General features: G+C 33.7%; 20 protein-coding genes, 1 pseudogene and 1 other annotated feature. Of the genes and pseudogenes, 12 read left to right on the top strand and 9 right to left on the bottom strand.

From position 1 onward, the window contains the following. Positions 1 to 95: 95 nt before the first annotated feature. Positions 96 to 359, top strand: a complete 264-nt coding sequence (locus A2J09_RS14510; protein WP_012292290.1) for a hypothetical protein — start codon at positions 96 to 98, stop codon at positions 357 to 359. Positions 360 to 389: 30 nt separating this feature from the next. On the opposite strand, the gene A2J09_RS14515 is transcribed toward A2J09_RS14510, so the two are convergent. Then, entirely contained in the window at positions 390 to 899 is a 510-nt protein-coding gene (locus A2J09_RS14515; protein WP_012292289.1) for a GNAT family N-acetyltransferase, read from the bottom strand. A gap of 63 nt (positions 900 to 962) precedes the next feature. After that, positions 963 to 1,811, bottom strand: coding sequence for a pyridoxamine kinase (locus A2J09_RS14520; RefSeq protein ID WP_012292288.1), 849 nt, complete (start codon positions 1,809 to 1,811; stop codon positions 963 to 965). 175 nt (positions 1,812 to 1,986) lie between these two features. On the opposite strand from A2J09_RS14520, the gene A2J09_RS14525 reads away from it, so the two are divergent. Together A2J09_RS14525 and A2J09_RS14530 are read left to right on the top strand one after the other, a co-directional pair. After that, positions 1,987 to 2,538 (top strand): ECF transporter S component, encoded by a 552-nt coding sequence (locus tag A2J09_RS14525; RefSeq protein ID WP_012292287.1) that lies wholly within the window; start codon positions 1,987 to 1,989, stop codon positions 2,536 to 2,538. A gap of 141 nt (positions 2,539 to 2,679) precedes the next feature. Continuing rightward, positions 2,680 to 3,120 (top strand): cell wall hydrolase, encoded by a 441-nt coding sequence (locus A2J09_RS14530; RefSeq protein WP_025116607.1) that lies wholly within the window; start codon positions 2,680 to 2,682, stop codon positions 3,118 to 3,120. Positions 3,121 to 3,160: 40 nt separating this feature from the next. Here A2J09_RS14530 and A2J09_RS14535 read toward each other — a convergent pair whose 3' ends face one another. Beyond that, on the bottom strand, positions 3,161 to 4,432 hold the full coding sequence (locus tag A2J09_RS14535) for an MFS transporter (protein WP_031417743.1): 1,272 nt from the start codon (positions 4,430 to 4,432) through the stop codon (positions 3,161 to 3,163). Between the two features lie 395 nt (positions 4,433 to 4,827). On the opposite strand from A2J09_RS14535, the gene deoC reads away from it, so the two are divergent. Beyond that, a complete protein-coding gene (deoC, locus tag A2J09_RS14540) occupies positions 4,828 to 5,472 on the top strand; it encodes a deoxyribose-phosphate aldolase (RefSeq protein WP_031417744.1) in 645 nt (214 codons plus the stop codon). 154 nt (positions 5,473 to 5,626) lie between these two features. Here deoC and A2J09_RS14545 read toward each other — a convergent pair whose 3' ends face one another. Then, positions 5,627 to 6,568 (bottom strand): alpha/beta hydrolase, encoded by a 942-nt coding sequence (locus tag A2J09_RS14545; RefSeq protein WP_171821101.1) that lies wholly within the window; start codon positions 6,566 to 6,568, stop codon positions 5,627 to 5,629. Between the two features lie 309 nt (positions 6,569 to 6,877). On the opposite strand from A2J09_RS14545, the pseudogene A2J09_RS14550 reads away from it, so the two are divergent. Both A2J09_RS14550 and A2J09_RS14555 read left to right on the top strand, forming a co-directional pair. Next, a pseudogene (locus A2J09_RS14550) lies at positions 6,878 to 7,162 on the top strand (transposase); the annotation flags it as partial. Between the two features lie 149 nt (positions 7,163 to 7,311). Next, positions 7,312 to 7,653: a GNAT family N-acetyltransferase gene (locus tag A2J09_RS14555; RefSeq protein WP_051563314.1), complete on the top strand. Its 342-nt coding sequence runs from the start codon at positions 7,312 to 7,314 to the stop codon at positions 7,651 to 7,653. Between the two features lie 149 nt (positions 7,654 to 7,802). On the opposite strand, the gene A2J09_RS23985 is transcribed toward A2J09_RS14555, so the two are convergent. Then, positions 7,803 to 7,952 carry a hypothetical protein gene (locus A2J09_RS23985; protein ID WP_012292280.1) on the bottom strand — a complete coding sequence of 50 codons (150 nt, stop codon included), beginning with the start codon at positions 7,950 to 7,952 and terminating at the stop codon, positions 7,803 to 7,805. 141 nt (positions 7,953 to 8,093) lie between these two features. After that, positions 8,094 to 9,455: an amino acid permease gene (locus A2J09_RS14560; protein ID WP_012292279.1), complete on the bottom strand. Its 1,362-nt coding sequence runs from the start codon at positions 9,453 to 9,455 to the stop codon at positions 8,094 to 8,096. An 81-nt stretch (positions 9,456 to 9,536) separates the two neighbouring features. Continuing rightward, positions 9,537 to 9,788 (bottom strand) — a binding site (T-box leader). Positions 9,789 to 10,180: 392 nt separating this feature from the next. Between A2J09_RS14560 and A2J09_RS14565 the strand changes: the two genes are divergently transcribed. The 3 genes from A2J09_RS14565 to A2J09_RS14575 all read left to right on the top strand — a co-directional run bounded on the left by A2J09_RS14565 (position 10,181) and on the right by A2J09_RS14575 (position 14,764). Next, positions 10,181 to 11,929, top strand: coding sequence for a methyl-accepting chemotaxis protein (locus A2J09_RS14565; protein WP_012292278.1), 1,749 nt, complete (start codon positions 10,181 to 10,183; stop codon positions 11,927 to 11,929). Positions 11,930 to 12,485: 556 nt separating this feature from the next. Further along, on the top strand, positions 12,486 to 13,382 hold the full coding sequence (locus A2J09_RS14570) for a hypothetical protein (RefSeq protein WP_036160533.1): 897 nt from the start codon (positions 12,486 to 12,488) through the stop codon (positions 13,380 to 13,382). A 101-nt stretch (positions 13,383 to 13,483) separates the two neighbouring features. Then, entirely contained in the window at positions 13,484 to 14,764 is a 1,281-nt protein-coding gene (locus A2J09_RS14575; RefSeq protein ID WP_012292276.1) for a DNA cytosine methyltransferase, read from the top strand. 321 nt (positions 14,765 to 15,085) lie between these two features. On the opposite strand, the gene A2J09_RS14580 is transcribed toward A2J09_RS14575, so the two are convergent. Together A2J09_RS14580 and A2J09_RS14585 are read right to left on the bottom strand one after the other, a co-directional pair. Next, complete coding sequence (locus A2J09_RS14580; protein ID WP_012292275.1) at positions 15,086 to 15,817, bottom strand: HNH endonuclease; 732 nt, start codon at positions 15,815 to 15,817, stop codon at positions 15,086 to 15,088. Then, positions 15,814 to 17,559: an AAA family ATPase gene (locus A2J09_RS14585; RefSeq protein WP_041658734.1), complete on the bottom strand. Its 1,746-nt coding sequence runs from the start codon at positions 17,557 to 17,559 to the stop codon at positions 15,814 to 15,816. The genes A2J09_RS14580 and A2J09_RS14585 overlap by 4 nt, the downstream gene beginning before the upstream one ends. A 418-nt stretch (positions 17,560 to 17,977) precedes the next feature. Here A2J09_RS14585 and A2J09_RS14590 point away from each other — a divergent pair, with 418 nt between their 5' ends. From A2J09_RS14590 to A2J09_RS14600, 3 genes are read left to right on the top strand one after another with little or no spacing between them, the layout of a single operon-like run. After that, on the top strand, positions 17,978 to 18,793 hold the full coding sequence (locus A2J09_RS14590; protein WP_036160521.1) for a DNA adenine methylase: 816 nt from the start codon (positions 17,978 to 17,980) through the stop codon (positions 18,791 to 18,793). Between the two features lie 12 nt (positions 18,794 to 18,805). Next, a complete protein-coding gene (locus A2J09_RS14595; protein WP_012292272.1) occupies positions 18,806 to 20,791 on the top strand; it encodes an ATP-binding protein in 1,986 nt (661 codons plus the stop codon). 16 nt (positions 20,792 to 20,807) lie between these two features. Continuing rightward, the gene (locus A2J09_RS14600) at positions 20,808 to 22,127 is read left to right on the top strand and encodes a hypothetical protein (protein ID WP_012292271.1); all 1,320 of its coding nucleotides are present in this window, start codon (positions 20,808 to 20,810) and stop codon (positions 22,125 to 22,127) included. 698 nt (positions 22,128 to 22,825) lie between these two features. Here the strand turns inward: A2J09_RS14600 and A2J09_RS14605 are convergent. Beyond that, on the bottom strand, positions 22,826 to 23,857 hold the full coding sequence (locus A2J09_RS14605) for a hypothetical protein (protein WP_012292269.1): 1,032 nt from the start codon (positions 23,855 to 23,857) through the stop codon (positions 22,826 to 22,828). Between the last annotated feature and the right edge of the window lie 207 nt (positions 23,858 to 24,064).

A 24,064-nucleotide genomic window follows, 5' to 3' on the forward strand; every position in this document is an offset into this window, starting at 1 on the left:
GGCAGCATCCTGTTAATGAATGCTGCCGTGTGATTTCGCTCTGTCTATGCATACAATATATGTAAAAATAAATATTTCTGAGATGGGAGGGGATTATGATTACTCACAATACAATGGTATCAGCCGATATAGCCATAACCATTTTTTTCATGCTAGGCATCACTTATAATTACTTTTATGATTCATTCCCCATTCAAATTGAATACTTGGGCAATCTTGTATTTTGGCTGATACTCCCATTATCAATCATTATTGTTGCGCTAAGCTTATGGTTACTGAAAAAGAAAGTAAGTATGGTTAGCACTTTATTAGCTCTTTTTATTGCGGTCATTACTTTATTCATTGTATTGTTTTTTTGAATTTTGCATAAATGCCTTTGAAGTTTGGATTTACTTCAAAGGCTTTACATATAGAACCATATAATCTTCATCAAAGCATTGGTGGTCTATTTTTAAAGCTCTCTTCTCTGTCCCGAACATTAGAAAGCCTAATGATGTGTACAGTCCTTTTGCCGATTCATTAGAAGATACTACGGTTAAGTTAATCTGCTCTACATCGGCTAATTGCTTTCCTTGCTTGATTATTTCCTGCATCAAACGTTTACCTAAGCCATGCCCTCGCTTTTTGGGAGACACATAAACAGCAAAAATGCTTGCCTTATGCTTTAGCTTCATTTTGCTTTCCTGCACTAATGTGGCAACCCCACACAACTCATTCTGATCAAATGCTCCGAAGGTAAAAGAACCTTGCGCTTCCAGTCTACTTGCAAACAACTCAAGCCCCATATCTTTTTCCTCTTCAAAGCTTGAACCAAATGCCTCAGGATTTGTTTGTAATCCCTCTAATCTTAATGTTCGATAGGATGTAGCATCTTGTGCTGTTAATAACCTAATTTCCATATGTCTTCCCCTCCCATTTCTATTGATTGCTAACAACGTTTTTAAAACGTTAAAAACTTTTTTCTAAAGTAACATCCGTAAAAATTGTTCAAAATGAACGCCTGCCTCGCGAGGTACTTGCTCCTTGGAAGTCGCTTCAATAGCAGCTGCTAAAAACGTCTCTGCTAGCTTCATGGATTCCACTAAATCCTGCCCACGCATCATGCCGCCCATAATAACAGACGCAAATAGATCACCCGTGCCTGAGTAGCTTTCACCATTATAGTCACGAATACTATGGAAAGACCGCTCCGCATCGACAAACATATTGCCCACATAACGCTTGCCCGCAGCTGTTGGTGGATTCAAGCCAGTTATAATGACTTTTGCACCAGTGGCCTGTTGGAGCTGCTGACCCGCTTCTTCTAGGACCTGAATATAATCTATTTCATGCTGATAGCTTTGCATCCTCTCAAACGACAAACCTGTGAGCAAGCAACATTCCGTCACATTTGGCGTAATAATGTCGGCACACTTTACTAGCTCCTTCATTCGCTCCAGTAAGTCGCCCGTAAACATTTTATATACCTCACCGTGATCCCCCATTACAGGATCAACTAGCAAGGTTGTATCTGTTGAGTGAAACACGCCTAAAAAACGAAAAATATTATCGATTTGCTCTTTCCCTGTAACAAAGCCCGTATGAATGCCATCAAAGCTCGCCCCAAGTTTGCTCCACTCATCCATAAAGTAGTCCATCCTTGAGGTTAAATCCTCACAATAAAAGCTCGAGTATCCTGTTTGCGCCGTTAAAATCGCAGTTGGCAATGGCACCGCCTGCATACCCATCACAGATAATACAGGCATTGCAGCCGTTAACGAGCACTTCCCAAAGGATGACATATCCTGAATTACAGCCACTTTTTTCATCATACATTCCACCTAACTCATCCTGTTTATACTCACCTCATCGTATCACAATTCGTAAAATGCGAAAATATCCATCAACTGACCTCTAACTTTTTTATAAAATTGACACTTTTACAACAGTCAGTCCTTTGCTAAAGTAAAAATCATCAAAATATTCATCATAGTGAGGAAGATAAAGATGCAAAATATACAAAGATCATCCTATACAAGACCACGTACGAAAACATTTGATTTAGTCATTACAGCCATTTTAGCGGCACTTGTTTTCGTTGCAACCATGTTTATTAATCTAAAATTACCTTTTGGTCAAGGTGGGCTGATTCACTTAGGGACATCCATGCTGTTTATCTCAGCCATTTTATTTGGTCCAAAAAAGGGAGCACTTGCAGGAGCCATCGGAATGGGCTTGTTCGATATCGTAGGGGGCTGGTTAATTTGGGCACCCACTACTATTATTTCACGCGCATTACAAGGCTTTATCGTTGGTAAAATTGCTTGGTCAAAAGGATATAAAGGCGACCATATTGGTTTAAACATTTTAGGGGCTGTTGTATCCATGCCCGTAATGATTGCCGTCTATTATATCGGGCAAGCGATTATGTTCAATAGCTGGATTGCACCGTTAGCATCCATTCCTGGTGATGTTATTCAAAACATGGTTGGCCTAATTATCGCTATTCCAGTATGTGTCGTTCTGAAAAAAACCCCCTATTTCAAAAGGAATTTTTAATATAAACACGCCATCCTGCTCATTTATTTTGCAGCTCGAATGGCGTTTTTTTCTTTCCTCGTATATAGAAAACGGCTAATTTTCAGGATAACGTGAAATTAGCCTCGATCATTTTCATACTATATGGTGGAGGTGGTAAAAATGCCAAGAGTAAAATACCGTGATGCAGACGTTGCATTAATGGCAAGGATGATGCGAGCAGAGGCTGAAGGTGAAGGACAGCAAGGTATGTTATACGTAGGCAATGTGATTGTCAATCGCGCTGTTGCATCTTGCTTAGACTTTAACGATGTTAGAACTATCGAGCAAGTGATTTATCAAGTGCAAGGAGGAAATTATTCATTTGAAGCCGTTCAAAAAGGCAATATGTTTTACCAACGTGCCAGAGAAACGGAAAAAAGATTAGCCAAACAGAACTTAGACTTCTGGCGTCAGCACCCAGCCAAATACGCCCTTTGGTACTTCAATCCGTATGCCCCATGTCCCCCAACATGGTACGGCCAACCGTTTACAGGGCAATTTAAAAATCATTGCTTCTATGAACCAGCACCAGATACTTGTGAAAGTGTTTATATGGGGTAAGTCGTTGAAAGAGGAATACCTTATTTTACAGGTATTCCTTTCATCTATTTGACATTTTTTTGCCTGCTCTCATACGCTGTTCCTTCAATAATAGTACTCCCATCAAGCCAATGGCGGAGAATAAAACTGGGGTGAAAAACCCATAGTAGTACCCATCCCCTAAATAACCTGAAGTGGATTGAAAATAATCCAACACATAGCCAAAAATAATCGGTAGTAATGCAGCGCTTAAAAAGCCTCCCGTATTCGCAAAGCCAGAAACGATACCAGATTCACTGATAGGAAAAGTTTGGCGAACCGCCGCGAATGTTAAGGCACTTGCTCCATATCCAAAGCCGATGATGAAGAATAGTATAATAAGTAAATAAAGGGACGGATGACCCTTCCGTAAGAGAAAGGATAACCAACTCAATAAAACAGCCAATTGAACACCTATATAAGGCTTCTTAATCGTTTCTAGCCGGCCAGCTAGCCAGCTTGTTAGAGGAGCCCCGATAAGTGCTCCAAAAAGACCAATCATAATTAGCTGACTGGCCTCTGAACGTGTCATCTCATACATATGGATTCCGTAGGGAACAGCCCACGAACTGATAAAGCCAACATATCCCCCAACAACCCCAAAATGGCAAAAAAATAAAGCCCAAGCTTGTCGATTTAAAAATATTTTCCGTAATAAAACAGACGTTTTCTCACGTTGTAGCACTTCAGCTTCCACTATCGATTTTACTGAAAAGATACGTTTCGCATTTTTAACAAGTACAAAATAAAGAAGAACACCACATAAACATAATAAGAGTCCCGTTGAAAAAAATGAAATTCTCCAACCCAATAAAAGAATCAAAGTAGCAAAAGGAACCGTCGCCAATAAGAACCCTAGACTACCTGTCATACCTGCAAAGCCAATTAAACGAACAAATTCCTTCTTCTGAAACCATTGTGCCAAAATAAGCACCATATTCACCCAAATGGTCGCGTCTCCTATACCAGTAAGTATTCTAGAAAAAAATAGGATGAATTCATGTGTACCTAGACTATACAGAATCGTGCCTAGCCCTGTAAGGATAGCACCCATTATAAGAAACAAGTTCGGTCCAAACCGATCAGCTAAAACCCCCATCGGAATTTGTAAACTCGTATACACAAAAAATTGGATACTCGTCAATAGCCCAATGGTCGATGCCATCACCCCAAAATCGCTCATCAATTGGTCTGTAATTAACCCGGGAGCAGTTCTTTGACTGGCCATTAACAAATACGTAAACAATACCGCAACAAACACAACCCATCTATATCTGTGATGTTGTTTGTCCAATAATCACTACTCCTATTAGTTTTTACCTTATGTATATGAATTGGTGGTTGGGGGGAGACCTTTTTTTGCCAGTGTCACATTTAATATTTCAAACCTATTTCAAAAATTTCAAATAACCAATTGCACCCAACTGCAAGCTAAATGTTGGAAATATATGGACCATATTTAATTTCTAGAAAATTGAACTTAAAAACACATAAAGACCTAGGTCCTAATGGATGAGGAAAAATCACATAAACTGGATGGTCTAAAAAATGTTAAACCCTTTAATATATAACACGTAGGTTGCTTAACATCCTCACAAAGCTTTTAGTAGGGAAACATCGCTTTCCAGCTAAACATGTCCTATCGCCTATTTTTCAGAAACATATTTTGAAGCCGGAGATGATATATTTATGGACTATGCAAAATTAATAGACCACACATTACTTTCACCTAATACGACCGAAAAAGAAATCATTCAATTATGCCAAGAAGCCATACAATACGGGTTCGCATCTGTATGCGTGAATCCTACATGGGTGAGCTTATCTGCTGATCTATTACGTGAGTCGGATGTGAATATATGCACAGTAATAGGATTTCCTTTAGGTGCAAACACAACTGAAACGAAAGTATTCGAGACTTTAAATGCCATTGGTAACGGAGCCACCGAAATAGATGTAGTGATGAATATAGCAGAATTAAAAAATAACAAAAACAACATGCTAGTGGAAAAAGAAATTTCAATGATTGTCAACGCTGTACAAGGAAAAGCGCTAGTAAAAGTGATTATAGAAGCATGTCTCTTAACAGATGAAGAAAAAATTCGTGCATGCCAAATAGCCGTAAAAGCTGGCGCCGATTTTCTTAAAACTTCCACAGGTTTTTCACTGCATGGAGCAACTGCTAAAGACGTTGCGATAATGAGACAAGCAGTCGGACCAAATGTTGGAGTAAAAGCTTCAGGCGGAGTAAGTACCATGGAAGATATAAAATTTATGATAGATGCAGGTGCCTCAAGAATAGGCACTAGCTCTGCTGTAAAAATACTTCGTTAAAAGTGAAAAAAACCGTCCAAATGGGCGGTTTTAAATCACTTAGCCATATGCATAAAGGGAAATTTAAATGAGCGTTTATTTGTAGAACCCATGAGGCTTTTACGCTTAATTGATGACTCACCTAGTTGACTCGACTAGGTTACAGATTAGCTCACTACCTTACCACTTTCATAAATTCTCTTAAGCTATCCACAATTTCTTTTGCTTGTGCACGATACAAATAATGATCCCCGTCAAATGTCACGACCTGACCATACACTGAATTTTTTATTTGCCTTTGATGTTCTGGTACCCATCTATCAGTGACTGGATGATTCGCTTGGATAAAGAAAATAACAGGAAGATCTTTTGGAAATGATAAATTTTCAGCTGCTTTAAAATTTTCATACATAATTTCAGCTTCATTTAACTGAGTGGAATTATACAGGTTTTTATGCTGTAGCATTCTTAATTGTTCTTTTGTTTTTTCATCATATGATAGCTCGGCGTATGGGTCATCACCCAGCTTCACCTGCAATCTTGCTAAACCCGATTGTTTAAGGAATTTTATAGTGGTAATGATGGAAGCACCAATCTTTTTCTCGCTAATCGTCGGTACACTACTATCGAGCCCCACAAATCCACTCACTTCATTAGGATATTTATTCACATAATCCAGTCCATAAAGGCCCGAAATCGAATGACCCATTAGAATATACCGCTCAATATGAAGCTGCTGTAAAGCTTCATGTACTTCACTAACAATATTTTCTGAACTCCGCTCCTTCTCAGTTAAATCACTCAATCCATAACCAAATGGCTCAACGACAACAACCTTGTAAAATGGAGACAATTCATCTACCAATGGTTGAAAATCAAGTCCCGGTGCTGCCGTTCCATAACCAGGTAAAAGTACGACAATTTCCTCGCCCTCTCCCTGAATGAAAACATTCATATTTTTTCCGTCTACTCTTACAGACTGACCATACGTTTCTATTTTCCCCTGCTCCATTTTGCTGCAAATTGTATTGACTAAGAAAACAATCAATAAAAAAAGTAATATAGCTATAACTAAACCCGCTAGTATTTTACCTATAATGGTTATCTTTTTTTTCATTCTCTTTGCACGACGATATAAAACAGCCAGTGAAAGCCTTTTACTATTTTGATCTCGTGCCACTCCTCCCTTTCGTTATCAACTTCGCATCTTCAATCCCGGCCACTTTCGCAAGCCGTTAAGAATACCCTATACAATGAAGATGTCCCCCTCATGACAACCATATGAACAGAGGATGAACAAATAAAAAAATGCTAGGGCGGTTCACGTAATGTCAAAATCTATTAACAAAGAATGGATACCTGATGACGAGTTTTTGTCAAGAATCAAAAACGCTATTATCAAATTGAAAAAACATAGGGAGATATTCATCCAGACCGAGGAAAAGAGTTTGATAATACGCTCATTTCAAAAGCCCTGGAAACATTTGGAATCCAGCAATCTCTGAGCATGAAGGGATGCCCTTATGATAACGCCGTGGCTGAGGCGATATTTAAGGTATTTAAAACCGAATTCGCTAACGGAGCACATTTTTCTACTCTTGAACAGCTCGCTCTTGAACTTGATGATTATGTTCATTGGTTCAATAACATTCGAATTCACGGAACACTAGGCTATTTAACTCCAGTGGAATTCAAGCAACAGACCTTATAATTTTTGACCAGTTTAGTGTTGACATACCAAGTTGAATAAGACAACTCTGTACTATTTATGTAAAATTAGAATAAAAACGAATCGAGGATAAAGACTTGGAACTTGAATATTTTAGATTTTATGAAAAACCAATTAAAGCAATCGAACTTATGAAACTTTATAACGATGCAGGTTGGTGGGAGGAAAGAAAAGAACAAGATATTGAAGAAATGTTAAAAAGGGAAATTTCAATTGGTGTATGGAAAGATGGTACTCTTATTGGGTTTGCAAGGGCTGTAACGGACGGTAAATTTAGGGCTTATATAGAAGACGTTGTTATACATAAAGCATATCAAAAATCAGGTATTGGAAAGAATCTTGTATCAAAATTGTTAGACGAACTATCTCACATTGATGTTATTAGCTTGTTTTGTGAAGAACATTTAATTCCTTTTTACAAAAAAAATAATTTTAAATACAGTAAATCACAATTTGTTTTGCATAGAAAATGATAACTTCTTATAAGACTAACGGGGTGCTTTAGTAAAAGAAGAAAGGGTTCTACATATTAAATATGACTAATATGTAGAACCCTTTAATTTTGCTATCTTTTTTTAAATTAGGTCTTGATAATATAGATCTTCCTATGTTTTCATTCATATTATTGATCTGTTTGTTCTTGCTTCTTTTTCAAATACTCCGCACGTATTTTCTCAAGTTGCTGCTTTTTATCAAATTTGGCAGGCTTGTGTTTTTCATGATACTTTGCCACAGCAACCTTACCTTTAGTATCTAATTGATATTTCCCCATGTTGGTTCACCTACTTTTCCTGTCTTACAAATATTCTATTCAACAAATATAATATACCTTAATTTGCTGATGTATACATTATAGGCATAGCCAACCGAGTTAACCAAAAGGACTTTTTTGATGTTAAATGAAATGTTGTAACTATTTTTTAATATTGATACCTTTGTATCCAACAAATAAGATTAAAAACCAAATTGGTGCGACATATAGGGCAACACGCATGTCCGGAATAAATGCCATTAACACAATAACCATTAATAAGAAAGCAATGGCAATATACGTAGATAGTGGATAAAGCGGAATTTTAAATTTTAGTTCAGCTACTTCTTCTTTCGTTTTTGCCCTTCTAAATTTCAATTGTGCAAATAAAATAATCATCCAGCTTGTAATGACTGCAACAGTCGCAACAGCAGAAATATAGATGAACACTTTTTCAGGTACTACATAGTTTAAGACAACTGCCATTAATAACACCGCTGAAGAAAATAAAATCCCTCTACGCGGACTACCGTTTTTGCTTACCGTTTTAAAATAGTTTGGACCATTTTTTTGTACCGATAAGTTGTGAAGCATGCGTCCTGAGCCATATAAACCACTATTAAATGCAGACATCGCTGCTGTAATGACAACAAAGTTAATAATGTGAGCTGCAGCAGGGATGCCGACGTAATCGAAAATTTGAACGAACGGGCTACCTTCTGAACCAACTTCGTTCCAAGGATAAATAACCATCATAACGCCCAATGCACCAATGTAGAAAATTAAAATACGCCAAACGATGTTGTTAATAGCAGAAGGAATGGACTTGCTAGGATTTTTTGCTTCTCCTGCAGAAATACCAACTAATTCAACCCCACCGAATGAGAACATAACTAATACAAGTGACATTAAAATACCATGGAAACCGTTTGGCATGAAGCCACCGTGTGCCCATAAATTTTCGAAGCCAATTGCTTCACCGTGGTTACCAACACCGAAGAAAATAATGGTTAATCCAAGAACGATCATCCCGATAATCGCAACAACTTTAATCATTGCAAACCAGAATTCAAATTCTCCGTAGGCTTTTACATTTGCTAAGTTTACAAGCGTCATCATAACAAGTACTACAAGAGCAGTTACCCATTGTGGAATATCAGGAAACCAATAGTTAATGTATACACCGACTACTGTTAATTCTGCCATACCAACGACAATCCACATAAACCAATACGTCCAGCCCGATAAGAACCCCGCAAAGCGTCCTAAATATTTATTCGCGTACGTACTGAACGAGCCTGATACAGGTTCCGCTACTGCCATTTCGCCTAATGCACGCATAATGGTGAAAATAACTAATCCGCCAATTAAATAAGCTAGTAAAATAGATGGTCCAGCCATTTGAATGGTTGAACTAGAGCCATAAAATAAACCGACCCCAATGGACCCGCCAAGTGCAATTAATTGCATGTGACGAGTACTTAATCCGCGTTTTAGCTGTGAATCTTGATGATTGTCATTCATAATGTCTAACTCCTAATACGTATAGATTTTCAAATACTTTGCTCAAAAAAGGAATAAAAAAAAACGCCCTTTTGGATTAACCAAAAGGACGATTCAACTCGTGTTACCACCTTTAATTTATAAGCAATTCACATTACTTACCTTAAGAAGTACGGTCATTTGACGATACTCTCGCACATGATTACGGGTGCTTACCGGTGTAGCCTACTCAGAATGATCCTTTCGGTACACAGCTCCAAGATGAATTCTCAATCGTTTTACATGCACCTCTCATCAACCGGTAACTTTCTGTTCGTAAAAATAACTGATACTATTTCTTTTCATAGCCTTTGTTCTATACAAATATTTTTGAATTGTTTTTCATTTTACAGAAAAAAAATATTTTGTCAATACCATTTTCTTCATAACCCGCTTAACTTATATATGACATTTTACTAAATACATACAACTCACCAAATTTTATTCAGTAATTTAGCCCTTTTATAAAGAAAGACGTTTTACACATTATTTGATTATCACCAAATATTGACGATAGTATTTACCATTTTTCCACTTCCCTTCAGCATACTGGCCAATAATAGAATCATACTCATCCTTATAATCATAAGAATTTGCTTCTAGTTTATGATAGAACCTTTAGCCTACTATAAAAAATAATTTCCATACTATTGAATTATGTAGATTACTGTCGAAATATACCTATATATAGTTGCGGGAGGAAGCGAATGATGAAGAAAAATTTACGGTTACAAAGCATCTCTGGGAAGTTAATGCTACTAATCACAATTATTATACTTGTAACAGTTGTGATTATTGGCTCAACAAGCTATTGGGTTGCCAAAGATCAGCTCTTAGAATCAGGTCAAAGAGAACTCCAAAGCATTGTCAAAGGGGCCTATACTTCAATAGAATTGATTAATGAAGAAGTGGAAAGTGGCAAAATAACACTAGAAGAAGGAAAAGAACAAGCCAGAATTATTCTAAATGGACCCGTCAATGAAATGGGAGAGTACGATTATCAAAAATCCAATTTTACTTACAAAGAAAATGGATATATATTAGCTTTTGACGAGGATTTAGTGTTACAACTCCATCCTTCTAAAATAGGTGGAGCTCCTGCCGATGACCTGAACAGAAGTAATCGCGAAAAAATCATTGCAGGCGGCAAGTCCAAAAATGAATCAGATCGCTTTGTCATTTATTCTGATAAACAGCCAGATGGTTCTTTTAAAGATAAAACAGCCTATACAGAATATTTTGAGCCTTGGGGCTGGACTATTGGAATTGCTGTCTTTCAAGATGAATTTTATGAAGGATTAAACATTTTACAATATATTATCTTTGGTGCAACAGTCGTACTTATTACTTTAAGCTCACTGGTATTTTATTTAGGTATTCGGAAGAAATTAAACACGTTAAAAGAAGTAGCTGAAGCCGCAACGAAAATTTCTGATGGTCATATAATGGTTACCCATCTACCTGAATCAAATGACGAAATTGGACAACTTGCGACCGCTTTCAATAAAATGTCACAGCAATTATGCACGCTCGTCGAAAAGACTAAAAATACAAGTGAACATTTATTGGATTCAGCAACTAACTTATCTGCCGTTTCAGAAGAAACATCTGCTAGTAGTGACGAAGTTGGTAGAGCCATTACTGAAATTGCTACTGGTACACAGGAACAAGCCCACGATTTGGATACCATAAACCAAACAGTAGAGCTATTATCCAATTCTATAGAAACCACAGAAAAACAAAGTAAAGTTATGTACGACATTACAAAACATGCAGAAAAAATATCATCCGAGGGAATTGAAATAGTACAACAATTACAACAGTCCAATACTATTTCACTAGCAGCCTCACAAGAAGTCAGTGATGAAATTAAAAAATTACATGATCAAATAAATCAAATCACACAGGTGATGGAAACCATTGAAACAATCGCAGAACAAACTAATTTACTAGCTTTAAATGCGAGTATTGAAGCTGCAAGAGCAGGTGAGTATGGTAGAGGATTCTCAGTGGTTGCCGATGAAATAAGAAAACTAGCAGAACAATCGAAAATGGCCACCCACCAAGTACAAGGAGTAGTTTCATCCATTGTTTCAGAAACTACTAAAACAGTTGAAACTGTAGAAGGAACAATGGAAACTGCTAAAAAGTTAAATGATGATGTAGCCCTAACACAAAGTAAATTCAATCAGATGTCTGATTCTGTTAAACAAATTGTAGAATCCATATTAGCCGTTAATAAAGAAATGGATGTGATGACATCCTATAATAAGTTGATGAGTGAAGGAATCGAAAGTGCGTCCAGCGTATCAGAGCAGACGGCCGCTTCAGTACAGGAAATTGCGTCTTCCATTGACGAGCACATTAAAGCAATTACGGATGTAGCTCATGCTGCTGAAAAACTAACGGAACTAAATCGTGAATTAAATACTTTAATGGAGCGATATACTATATAAAAGCTAGCAATGTTTTGAACATTGAACATGGTCTAAGCCGAAAAAAAAGCCGGTTTAAAGACTTTACAAAACTGCAGGTATTCCAGACTGTTTGGAGCTTTTGATGAAACATACAGTAGATTGAAAAACAAAAGCATCGAATCAAATGATTCGATGCTTTTGTTTTTCGGTAGGTTGATACTTCAATTTTTCACTTCAATTTCAAAAAATGATATCCATACTCTTTTGGGGTTGTTTACAATATGGCTCTCCATGAAATTCAATAATTTTGTAAGATGGGGACGGCGAGAATCGAACCAACTATCTCACAAATCGCTATAATACTAGTGTTTATAAGGGTTAACAGATGCTATTGAAAATGTTTGACTACGTAATTGACTACGTATAATTCAAAAACAAATTGCGAGGGCAAAATTATATGTATACATTAGATCAATTCTTCTATTTTACTCTCTTATGATAAAGTGAACCATATCTTAATTATGTGGGGTTTTGGTAGGACATTCCTCCAAATATAGTTTATAATTTCTATAAACTGTATTTGGGAGGGACTTTTTTGAGTAATTTCAGCCAGAACGAAAGATATGTTTTATCGTTATTTTCACCTAATAATGAATTTGTATACGGCGGCGTAAGATATAAAGTTGTTGAATCAGGTAAGCCTACGTCTTCTAAAGGTGAACCAAAAACAGATATTTACGTTATGAGCATATCATTAGACAATTCAAAATATTTAGAGTTTAAGATATCCTTTAAACAAGACAATGCAGACTTCTTAGAAAATAAAATGACCGCAGAACGTGCAGAGCAAATTTTTGGTCCAAATTGGCAAAATATCATTGAATCTTTCACGTCATCAATAGATCAGAAATTTGCAACTCGTAATTATATTTTTAAAAATAAAGAAGGAAGAACATCTGCTGGAAGTATTACATTAGGTTGGCGTTTTGAACTAGTGAACAAATCTGGAGGTGGTTTATCGGGTTTAGCAAATTTAACGCCTGAGCAAGTTCTAGAAGTATATGCTGGACGTAAATTAGCAGCTAGCAAGAAAAACGCAATCGTAAATGGAAGAATTATAGAGGATTCAGGTGTTGCTAATTGTATGATTAACTGTGACGTCTCAAGTTTACAATCGATTCAAGATGCTATAGATAGTATTATTTCAATCGAAGACTTCGCTCAAAATAATCCTAATGTTTACTTTGTTTGTAAGGCACTAAATTATCGTAGCTTTGATGATAAAATCGAAGGTAACCGACCTTTATCAGTATTTATTAATTGGGAAGTTGTTGATAATAAGTTAGTTCCAAATTTAGTATACTCTAATCCACTTTTAACTAAAGGCAATGAAGTTAGAGATAAATTAAAAGAAAGTCTGAATTTACTAAAAATTAGTAATACAAATGATATAAACGAAGATAATTTTGCTTCATTCCAAATTGTTAATTAATTCAATACTTAGTAATGGAAAAAAGCGATTGGATTCGATCCAATCGCTTTTTTATGTTCTTTAAAATGATATAATGAAATAGATTTAAAAGGAGAGATAATATGGAATTTAAAGGAAAAGAAAAAGGCAGAGGAAAGTTTAAACCTGCTCCTGATTTAGATAGAGAAACAGTTAGAAATGTATTGCTAAATAAAATTAGCGAAGAAAAAGCTTTAATTATAGATGACCCAAAAGATTTAGAGGTTTTAAAGCAAGTTCAGTATAAATCAAAAAAATATAATGTTGTTGGATTATTCTCTGGTTGTGGAGGTTTAGACTTAGGTTTTGAATTAGCGGGTTTAATAGCTGAAATAGGTGAAGAAAATGCAATGACAGCATTTAAAAATAAAGAGAAGTTTGATGAAATTCGACATAAAAGTGTATTTAATACCATTTATACCAATGATATGTTTAAGGAAGCAAATGAAACATATAAATTAAATTTCCCTGACCATATTATTCAGCATGAAAAAGATATTCGTAAAGTAGCAAATTTTCCAATGTGTAATTTAATGCTTGGAGGGTTCCCTTGTCCTGGATTTTCGGAGGCTGGACCTCGATTAATTGATGATGAACGTAACTTTTTATACATTCACTTTATTAGAGCATTAATGCAAACCCAGCCAGAGTTTTTTGTGGCTGAGAATGTTAAAGGAATGATGACTTTAGGTAAAGGTGAAGTTCTACGCCAAATTGTGGAGGATTTTTCTTCAGCCGGTTATGAAGTTACACCGTATTTAGTAAATTCCAGAGATTTTGGTGTACCTCAATTGCGTGAAAGGGTATTTTTAATAGGGGTTCATAAGGAAAAAATTGCAGAAAAATATGGCTTTAAATATCCTAAACCTCAACCCACACATGGCGATGGCTTGAAACCTTATGTTACGTTAAGAGATGCTATTGGGGATTTAGAAGAATCACCGGGGCCTTATTTTGAGGGAACATACTCACCTATTTACTTATCACGAAATAGGAAGAAAACATGGGAAGAGCAAAGTTTTACTATTCAAGCTTCAGGTAGACAAGCACCAATACATCCAAGTGGAGAGCCGATGAGATATATTGAAAAGAATAAATGGGAGCTTGTTGGTGAAAACAGAAGACTATCTGTAAAAGAAATTGCCCGCATCCAAACTTTTCCTGATTGGTTTGAATTTAGTGACGGTGCTAAAGAAAAGATGTCTGAAAGTGGACGTTTAGATAAAAAATATAAACAGATTGGTAATGCTGTTCCAGTACTTCTAGCTAAAGAAATAGCTAAACCAATTGCAGAATTTGCAAAAATGCATTTACAGAATAAGGATGAACAAGAAGAGCCGATGTTGCAATTAAGTTTATTTTAAAATTTAATGGAATATTTTGTTTTTAATCTTCAAAGCCAAAGTACAACACACTGTACTTTGGCTTTTTTTGTAAAGATGTAGTTAATTGTAAATCAAATAAAAAAAACCCTTGAATCTCAAGGGTTTGATAATACACGGAATTAAACTCCGATTGTTTCTACTTATGGGAATAACAGGAGTTAAACCAACCGTCAATTGATTTTCTTTACTACGCTTTTGACTATACTTGTATAGTAAGATAGATTATAGAGTACTCCCTATTGTAAATTTAATTATAATTAAATAATCTATTTAAGCTATATTTTTGATTAGGAAAAAAGATTAAAGTAATCCATCGGATTTTCTTTCACTCCAAAAATCCCAATATGCATTATAATAAAATTCGCTACCATATAAATTAATAAATGGATCCAAAATATTTCTTGGATTATTATTTTTTACAAGTCTCTTCACTGCAAAACTAATTCCTTCTATATATTCTATAAATTCTTGTCTACGGAAAAATATCTTATTCATCTCTTTTCCTATATCTGTATGAGCTTTATAAGAATATGTTAATGGTTGAAAAGTAAGATGTATAGAAATGTCATCATAAAAAGGATCTATGATTCTATCTTGTGTAACAGTAAATAAAATATTTTGATTATATGTTGCATCAAAAGGAACAACAATTCCTTGGCAACAATGCTCAATAATTTGTTTCTCCGCTATAGACTTAGGGTAATATTGATGCTTAAAACTCTGATTACAAGTCTTACAACTAGGTATATAATTTAGCCAACAATAAGACAAGTAATTAAATTTATGTGATGGTAAAAAATGATCTACATCCATTTCACTTATTTTTATTTTTTTACCGCAATATGCGCAACATCCATTTGTAATTTGATAAAGCTTCTCTCTGATAATTGGACGCTTATCTTCCTGTGTAGTATTCCAACGGTCTCTAATATTATTTTTACCATCTCTTAAATTTTCATACCATTTCTTTTTATTAATATCATCGATAAGCTTTTTGGGTATTTCTTTTGGATTACGATAATATGCTTTCATCTCACCATCTCCATTAAAGCATCAACTACTCTTTTTTTAGGTGTATTAGGCGTTAAGCAAGTATTCAACTTTCCATTTAAAGTATTTATTTTTTTTAAAATATGCTCTTCTCTACTAACTAAATATTTCTTAACATATTCGTTCAAGTCATTAATTAAATCATCAACTTCATCCTGATCTATATATTCAGATGTAAGACGTGTATGCAATAATGGATCTACATGAAAAACGTTTCTTAAAATATCATGAATATACCATTCTTTGGAATCTCCGATTATTTCAGCAACTATTGTAAAATTTTCATTCAGGTTTTCTTCAACTACTTTTAATTCTTTTGCTTCTCTATATTCAGTTGATGAGACTACCAAAGCTGAGTGAGTTGTAACAACAAATTGTACTTTTGGGAAAAGATTTTTTAACAGTTTAATTATTTTTTGTTGCCATCTTGGATGTAAATGTAAATCAATTTCATCTATTAAAACAATACCTGGTGTTGCTTTTATTACATCTTTTTCTAAGTGAGGATTTAAAATAGCCATTCGATAAGCAATATCTGAAATAATACCTATTATATCTTTATAGCCATCACTTAGAAACTCTATTGGAATCATATCCCCATTTGAATATTTCAAATGTAAACTGCCCTCTAAATATATTACATCAGAAACTTTATTTTTATCTTCTTCTGTTAAAAAGACAAAGGTTTCTTTTAAACACTTAGTCACTTGGTCTAATACTTCTATCCTTTTATTCAACATAAATGCCCTATACTGCATCTTCGAATACCAAGAAATAAACGTTTTATAATTTGATGCTGGTTTTAAACAATCTTTATACCCAAAAAACCTAGAAATATTTTCCGTTTTCTCTAGTTGATTCATATTTTTTGTAAAATTCGCGACCCTACCGGTTCCATGGTAAGAAAAAACAGGTAATGTTATATTTCTAAGATCATTATTATTTATTTCCCTATATAAAAATCTAGATAAATTTACAACTTGTTTAGAGTCCTTTGTAGTTAATTTTGTTGATTTCAATTTCGATCTAGTTCTAGACCAATCAAATCTTTTATTAATAAAATCTGAATTAAAATTGATTCTTGTAGGTGCATGATGTTTTACTACCTTAGTACCATGAACATCTTTAGAAGTAAAACGAACATCACTTTTTAAAATTGATTTTGTATCGGTACTTTCATCAATCCCACTTAAATATGCACCAATAGCAACAGAGATCGCATCTAGAATACTTGTCTTTCCACTTGCATTCTTTCCAACTAATACAGTTATTCTTTCTTCAAACGTAATTTCTTCATCTTTAAAACATTTATATTCTTCAAATTTAATTGAATTAATTCTAAAATCAACTGTTAAATCTTCTGAGATCAATTGTTCTAACATAAATAACTCTTCTAATAAATAAGCTTTTGATTCTAAAAACAGGTTTTCAATTTCTAAATTGATAACAATATCTTTTAGATTTGCATTAAAATAATCTATAAAATAGGAATCAATTTCTTGTATACGTCTAGATTTACTTTCTTTAATCAAAAAAACTGAAATCAATTTTTCTCTCTCTATATTTTGACAATCTAAACCTATATAGGCAATCCCATTTTTATATAGATAAATCTTTTTCTTAATGAAATTTATTTCAAAACCATTTTCCTGGATATCGTTAATTAAATTTGTTAACCTTTCCTGTTCTTCTCTGAGTTCAATAAACTGTCTAAATAATTCCATCTGTACCTCCCCAACAACAATAGTCATATATATTTTACGCCCCAAAAATATAATTATCTAATTAGATATTCTGATTATAAATAATAACCTACTAACTAAGAATTAACATGTCAAGGATATTCTATACTCAATCCCCTGAATTAGATAATACTCCTTATAAGACTAATTTTTTAACTTCCTTAATGATACTTTTAAATTAAATAAATCAATAAAAATAGGAAGTTTATTCACCTTACTTTCTTTTATTCTCTATAATTATATATAAGTCTAATCATTATTAAATACTATTATTATAACAAATATTCACTTTCAGTTACTCTATCAACCAAACCACAAATGTAAATGTAATTATTTTTTTGTTATATAGTACCTATTTTACCTTTAATCTATTAAAATGGAGTTAGATAGGAGGTGTTCAATGTCTAATAAGGAGATCCTACCGTTTTTAACTTGGGCTGGCGGAAAAAGATGGCTAGTCAACAACTACCCTGAAATTTTCCCTTCCGATTTTAACGTCTATATCGAACCATTTTTAGGGTCTGGTTCAGTTTTTTTTCATTTAAAACCTCAGAAAGCTATTTTATCGGATATAAATGAAGATTTAATCAATACATATATAGCATTAAAAACGGACTGGCAGAATGTATATAAACATTTAAAAATTCATCAAAGAAAACATTCCCCTGATTATTACTACAAAATACGCGATTACACCCCTAGGAAACTAGAAACTAAAGCTGCCAGATTTCTTTATTTAAATAGGACTTGCTTTAACGGTATCTATCGAGTTAATAAGCAAGGGAAATTTAATGTTCCAATCGGCTCTAAACAAAATGTAATTTTGAATACAGACGACTTTAAAGAAATTTCAGATCGATTGAAAAGTGTCCTTATTTTAAATCATGATTACGAAGCTATAATTAACATGGCTACTAGAGATGACTTTATATTCGTTGATCCTCCATATACCGTTAATCACAATGATAATGGATTCATTCAGTACAATGAAAAACTTTTTTCATGGGCTGACCAAGTTCGACTTTGTGAAGCACTAGGAAGAGCTCGTGATAGAGGCGCAAAAATCATAGTAACAAATGCTAATCATGAATCTGTTAGAAATTTATACGAAGGGCATGGCTTTGAATATCAAATTGTTTCACGTTTTTCTGGAATTTCATCAAAAGCTAAAGGTAGAAAAAAATACGAAGAAATTATTGTAAAATCTAACTTTTAAAGAGGTGTTATTATGTCAGCGATTCAAGGTTTAGTATCTAATGCAGTATTAAGTAACAACCCCCTAATAATGTTAAAAGACTTCTTAGATAATCAACATCAACTTCATTCCGCAGGGGTAAAACAAGATTATCGTTTTATTGGATATGTTTTAGATTTAGGATATGATACAGCTAAAATTATTACTTCAGACCCTTATAAAATTGCTGTAGGTGGAATTCCAAGAGGCAGTTTCCTAATTTTAGCTTTAGATGAAAGAGATGAACAGGGAAATCCTATTCAGACTGGGTTGCCACCACATTTTACTTTATTACGAGTGAAATCTGTTTCTTCAACTCCTCTGAGTAATCAAGTACAGCAAACTTACTTTGAACTTCATAAGAAATCAATGCCTGAGTTAGATATCTGGACGCAGGCGGAACTACAATGGGGAGCTTTAGAATGTGATGTTATTGGAATGTTCTATCCAAACCCATCTGATAACAATTTGGTAGAATTTTCAGGTGATGTGAATAATGTAGTAAGCGCTCATAAATATAAAGTGTTTTCTCCTGATAAAGATTTATTAGACTTAATACTCAATGGGTTAGTAAACAAGAAAAACCAACAACAGCTTGGTGTGTTTAGACCTACAGAGTGTCAAATTGGGCTATCAAATAACAATTATCCAGAAATAAATATATCAATAGAGGATTTTAAAGGGCGCCGTACTGCCATGTTCGGTAAAACTCGACTTGGTAAATCAAACGTAGTAAAAGTGTTGGCTGATGCTATCATTCGAACTTCTATAACTACACAAAGTGTTGGCCAATTAATTTTCGATATTAATGGTGAATATGCGAACGATAACCCACAGGATGGAAATCGCTCACTAGCTTCAGCACACCCTAATGATTGTGTGGTATATGCTCTTAATCCTAGGAATTCTAGTTTCAAAGAATTAAAAATAAATTTTTCTGATCAACCAGATAGTGCTATATCTATTTTAAAATCTTTTTTAGAAAGAGACAAAAAAACATCTGATTATATTAAAAGTTTTGCTAACGTAGAACTGCCTTCTATTATGGAAATAAAGTCCGAGTCAGATAAGGGGAAACAAACTAGAGGTATTAGGAAAATCCAAATGTTTTGGGCAATATTAAAAAGTGCAGGTTTTAGTATGGATGAGTCTAAATTAAATTCATTGAATCTATCATCTGGAACTAGCAGAGGATTTAATCCAGGCTATAGTAAAAATTTAAGGGAAGCAATTTATAGTGGAAATGTACCTAATCATCCTAGTTCTCTTAATGATTTAGTTAATGAATTAAAAATTCTATCAACATTTGTGCAAAATAACAAAGATTCAAAATTATTAATGGGTTCTTCCGAGCCTTTATTTGACCAAGATGCATTAGCACTTTTAAGATTTCTAAATCCTAGTACAGGTTCTGGTCCACAAATTCTAACAAGCTATCGACAATACCACTCTCCAAATGCTGGAGATTTTATTAATGAGATTATCCAATTCTTAAATGATGGAAAAACAGTTATTTTAGATTTAGGAAATGCTGCACAAGAAATAAGACAGTATTTTTCTGATATGTTATCTAAAGCCGTATTTGCTGCACAAGAAAATAAATTCGTTTCAAACACTCTAGGTAATCATTTCATTCAATTATATTTTGAAGAAGCACACAATTTATTTCCTAATAGCAATAAAGACAATGATACAGTTTATCATCGTTTCGCAAAAGAAGGTGCAAAATTCCATATCGGTATGGTGTATTCAACACAATCTCCTTCTACAATTAGCCAAGAATTATTAGTTCAAACTGAAAACTTCTTTGTAGGTCATTTAGCCTCTACAAATGAAGCAAATGCATTATCTAAACTACAGCATACGTTTAGCGGACTTGAAGAAGATATTAAAAAGTCTAGAACTCCTGGATATATGAGAACTCTAACAAATTCACATCGATTTGTAATACCTGTTCAAGTGAAAAAGTTTACGGTTTAAGGAGGCACAATATTTTATGGCTTATAATTCTAAAGGTGGATTACCATTTGAAAGTGCTTCAAAATTAGGACATCTATCTCTAATGAATTCGGAATGGATCAATTCTTTAGTAAAAGATTTCGAAGCTCAGTTTAGTTCACCCAGTTCAAGCGTTACTTCAAATTGGACCGAATTTAATAGTAGCTCACAAAATCTTATTGACCAAATTTGGGTTGTAGATGGATCTTATGTTCCAGTTCAATCAGATGCAACACCTCCAAAAGAAGTAGCATTTATTAAAACTGCTATTTTAAACATCTCTGAAGCGTCTTTGAAAAATATTGATAAATACAATCCACATCCTATGGATTTACAAAAAATCATGAAAGATAATGCTCTATTCCATTCTACTGTTTTACCATTAAGAAATATTAAATCTAGCAAAGGTACTAATTTTGATACCATTAGGAATATTATATTTGAATCTATAAAAATTGATGAGAAGGGTGAATATTTCGAAACATTGAAATGGCTAGCTTATCAAAAATGGTTAGTTGCGCCTACTAACTCACCTTCATTTAACTGTCCATACTGTGAAACTAATTTAGAATTTACAGCTGATCTTGAAAAAATGAACTGTACAACTTGTAGTAAAGAACTATATTTAACTGATATGATTGGTTTTCACTTAGATATGACTGAAGATAAAGCTACAGACGCTATTGCTTCAGCTTATATGTCTATCATGGAACATCTAATGTTGTTTACTATCATTAGATTATATTGGTCTAAACAAGACAAATCGTTATTTATTAATACCTTATTTATTAAAGATGGACCGTTAAGTTTAAATAGCCAATATGTAAAATTGATTCCACGTATTCGTGATTTTTTAGAGTATGCTAAACAACAAGGTATATTAATTAATATACTTGGCCAGGAGAAGTCTGGTAAGTTTGTTGATCACTTGTCTACGATAGCCCGCTACGTTAAACCTTTGGAAAAGTGCGATAGACTTCATTACCATGTTTTAAGTCATAAATATGTTGAAACGGAAGTACAGGATAAACCAAGTACAATCAACTATGGACAAAGATCTAATTGGGGAGAAAAAGTACTTGTAAAAGTCGACCCAGTTACACAATTGGTAATTAATGTACCAACAGGTGATTATTTAGATAGAAAAAATGCACCTTTAGCAAATGAATTAATTAATTTAGAAGTCATTCTAACTGTCATACCACATATCATTAGTAGAAGATTTTTAGGAGGTTTGTATCCTATTGAATTAGCGAATGGTATAGCTTCACTTTCAAGTTATCCATCAGCTAAAATACTTCAAAAATTATTAGAATAACTTCAACATAGAGAAGCTATGAAATATAAAAATAAGCGCACCTTTTCGGTGCGCACAACGAATGGTCAGCTATCTGAAATTTTTTCAGATAGCTGGCTATTTTGCACATTTGGGTTGCATTCTTTCGACCAAGACATGTACCAATTTAAAAATTCAGGTTGTTGATAAATCGGTAAGTTTGGCAGCTCTGTAAATCACAATGGCCCCTACCCCGGTAGATGAGTCCCTCTTTTATGTACTATCATCGTCGGTATAACATCCAAATCCTTAGAAATCAATTCATAGTTTTCAATTAAAGTCGCTATTGTAAAAGGGTCTAGTTCACTTAAAAGAATAAAATACATTTGATAATTTGAAGATTAATAGTATATATTTTAGGCTTCTAATTCTAGATACTCTAACTGACTTTACATGATTTTTATGTAACAGCCTTTACATTTTTTTGCGAATGAACCATTATAAGCTCCACAATCTACACAATAATAACCTTCATCATTTACTTTCACTGTCCCACAATAAATACATGATATTACTCCACTATTATTAAATATATTACATTTTGTACAATTGGGCATATCTATTCTCCTGTATTAACAATTTTATACAAAGTAACTAACTTCGCCATATACATAAATCAATAAACTTTTTTTTGTAAAGATACTATGGTGAAGCTTCTTTAAAAACGTGTGCAAACGGTATTATTGATAGTCAATTATGTCTGCAATTATTACTGGCATTTGATTGATATTTACATAACCAGATGGAGAAAAACTAGAAGCATTATTTAAATAGCTTCCTATTAAACCCTTTTGTTCTGTTTCAATGTAACTCCCTTTCATCGTTCCAGCAATACTAACAAAATCTCCTTCCTCATAACCTGTTACATTACCATAAAGAACTAAAATATCTCCACCATAAACTTTATAGTAATCATTTATTAGATCAGTTCCAATAATCATCATTGTTTTTCCGTTATATTCAACAACATCAAGTATACTTCCAGTAAAGCCTACTTTTTTTTCAATATAATTTTGGGGGCTCTTTGTAATTTCTGCATAATTTGGATACTTGATATTTTCCCAATAGATTTTTTTATCAATATCTTTTAACATTTCTTGCGACTTTTCGTAATACTCAGATTTCCCATTGATTTTATTTAATGCCTCAACTGCTTCGCTCGTTCTACCTTCATTATAAGCAGTCAAACCTTCTTCATAAATTTGCTTGTCTCTATCATCTTTTGATTCTTGAGTTGTCAAAGGATTATCATCTGATTCAATATCCCTTACATCATTATTGGAATTAATATCAAATACATCTTGTACGTTTTCCACTACTTTAAATTCGTCTATAACAATAAGTGCAAACATAAAACTCATAAATACAAAAACCAATGCAAATGTGAACTTTAAAAGTACCCAGATACTGCTTACAAACCTCCGCACGTATCCACCAGTTAAATTATTGATTTCCTTATCAATAACACTTTGCAACTTTTTGTAAGGTAAATTTTTTATTCTCCCCTTTAAATTTACTAAAGTTTGATGAAGAAGATTATTGTATGTATGAAAATTTCCATCTTCATTTTTATCTCTCATTCGATTTAGTAAAAGTTTATTCGCTTGGATAGCTCTACGAATTTTTATTTGTCTAATCAATGATTGAATAATAAAGAATGAACCTAAAACAAATACCACAAATACTGCAAGAAATAAAACTAAATTTCCCATACTTTTCTCCTTAAATTTTGTAATTAGAATAAAAATAATATGCTTGCAACTTCCTATGAAATTATATTTAAATATAATAGACAGTATTTCTGTTTTTTTAACATAAATAAATTTAATCTGGTAGCTACTCTTCAAAATTTATCTCATAATCCACATTAAGAAATTGGTCTAAGCCATTCTCTGATTCAAATGTAGCTAATTGATTTC

Source organism: Lysinibacillus sphaericus, from assembly GCF_001629735.1.
GTDB classification, from domain to species: Bacteria; Bacillota; Bacilli; order Bacillales_A; family Planococcaceae; genus Lysinibacillus; species Lysinibacillus pinottii.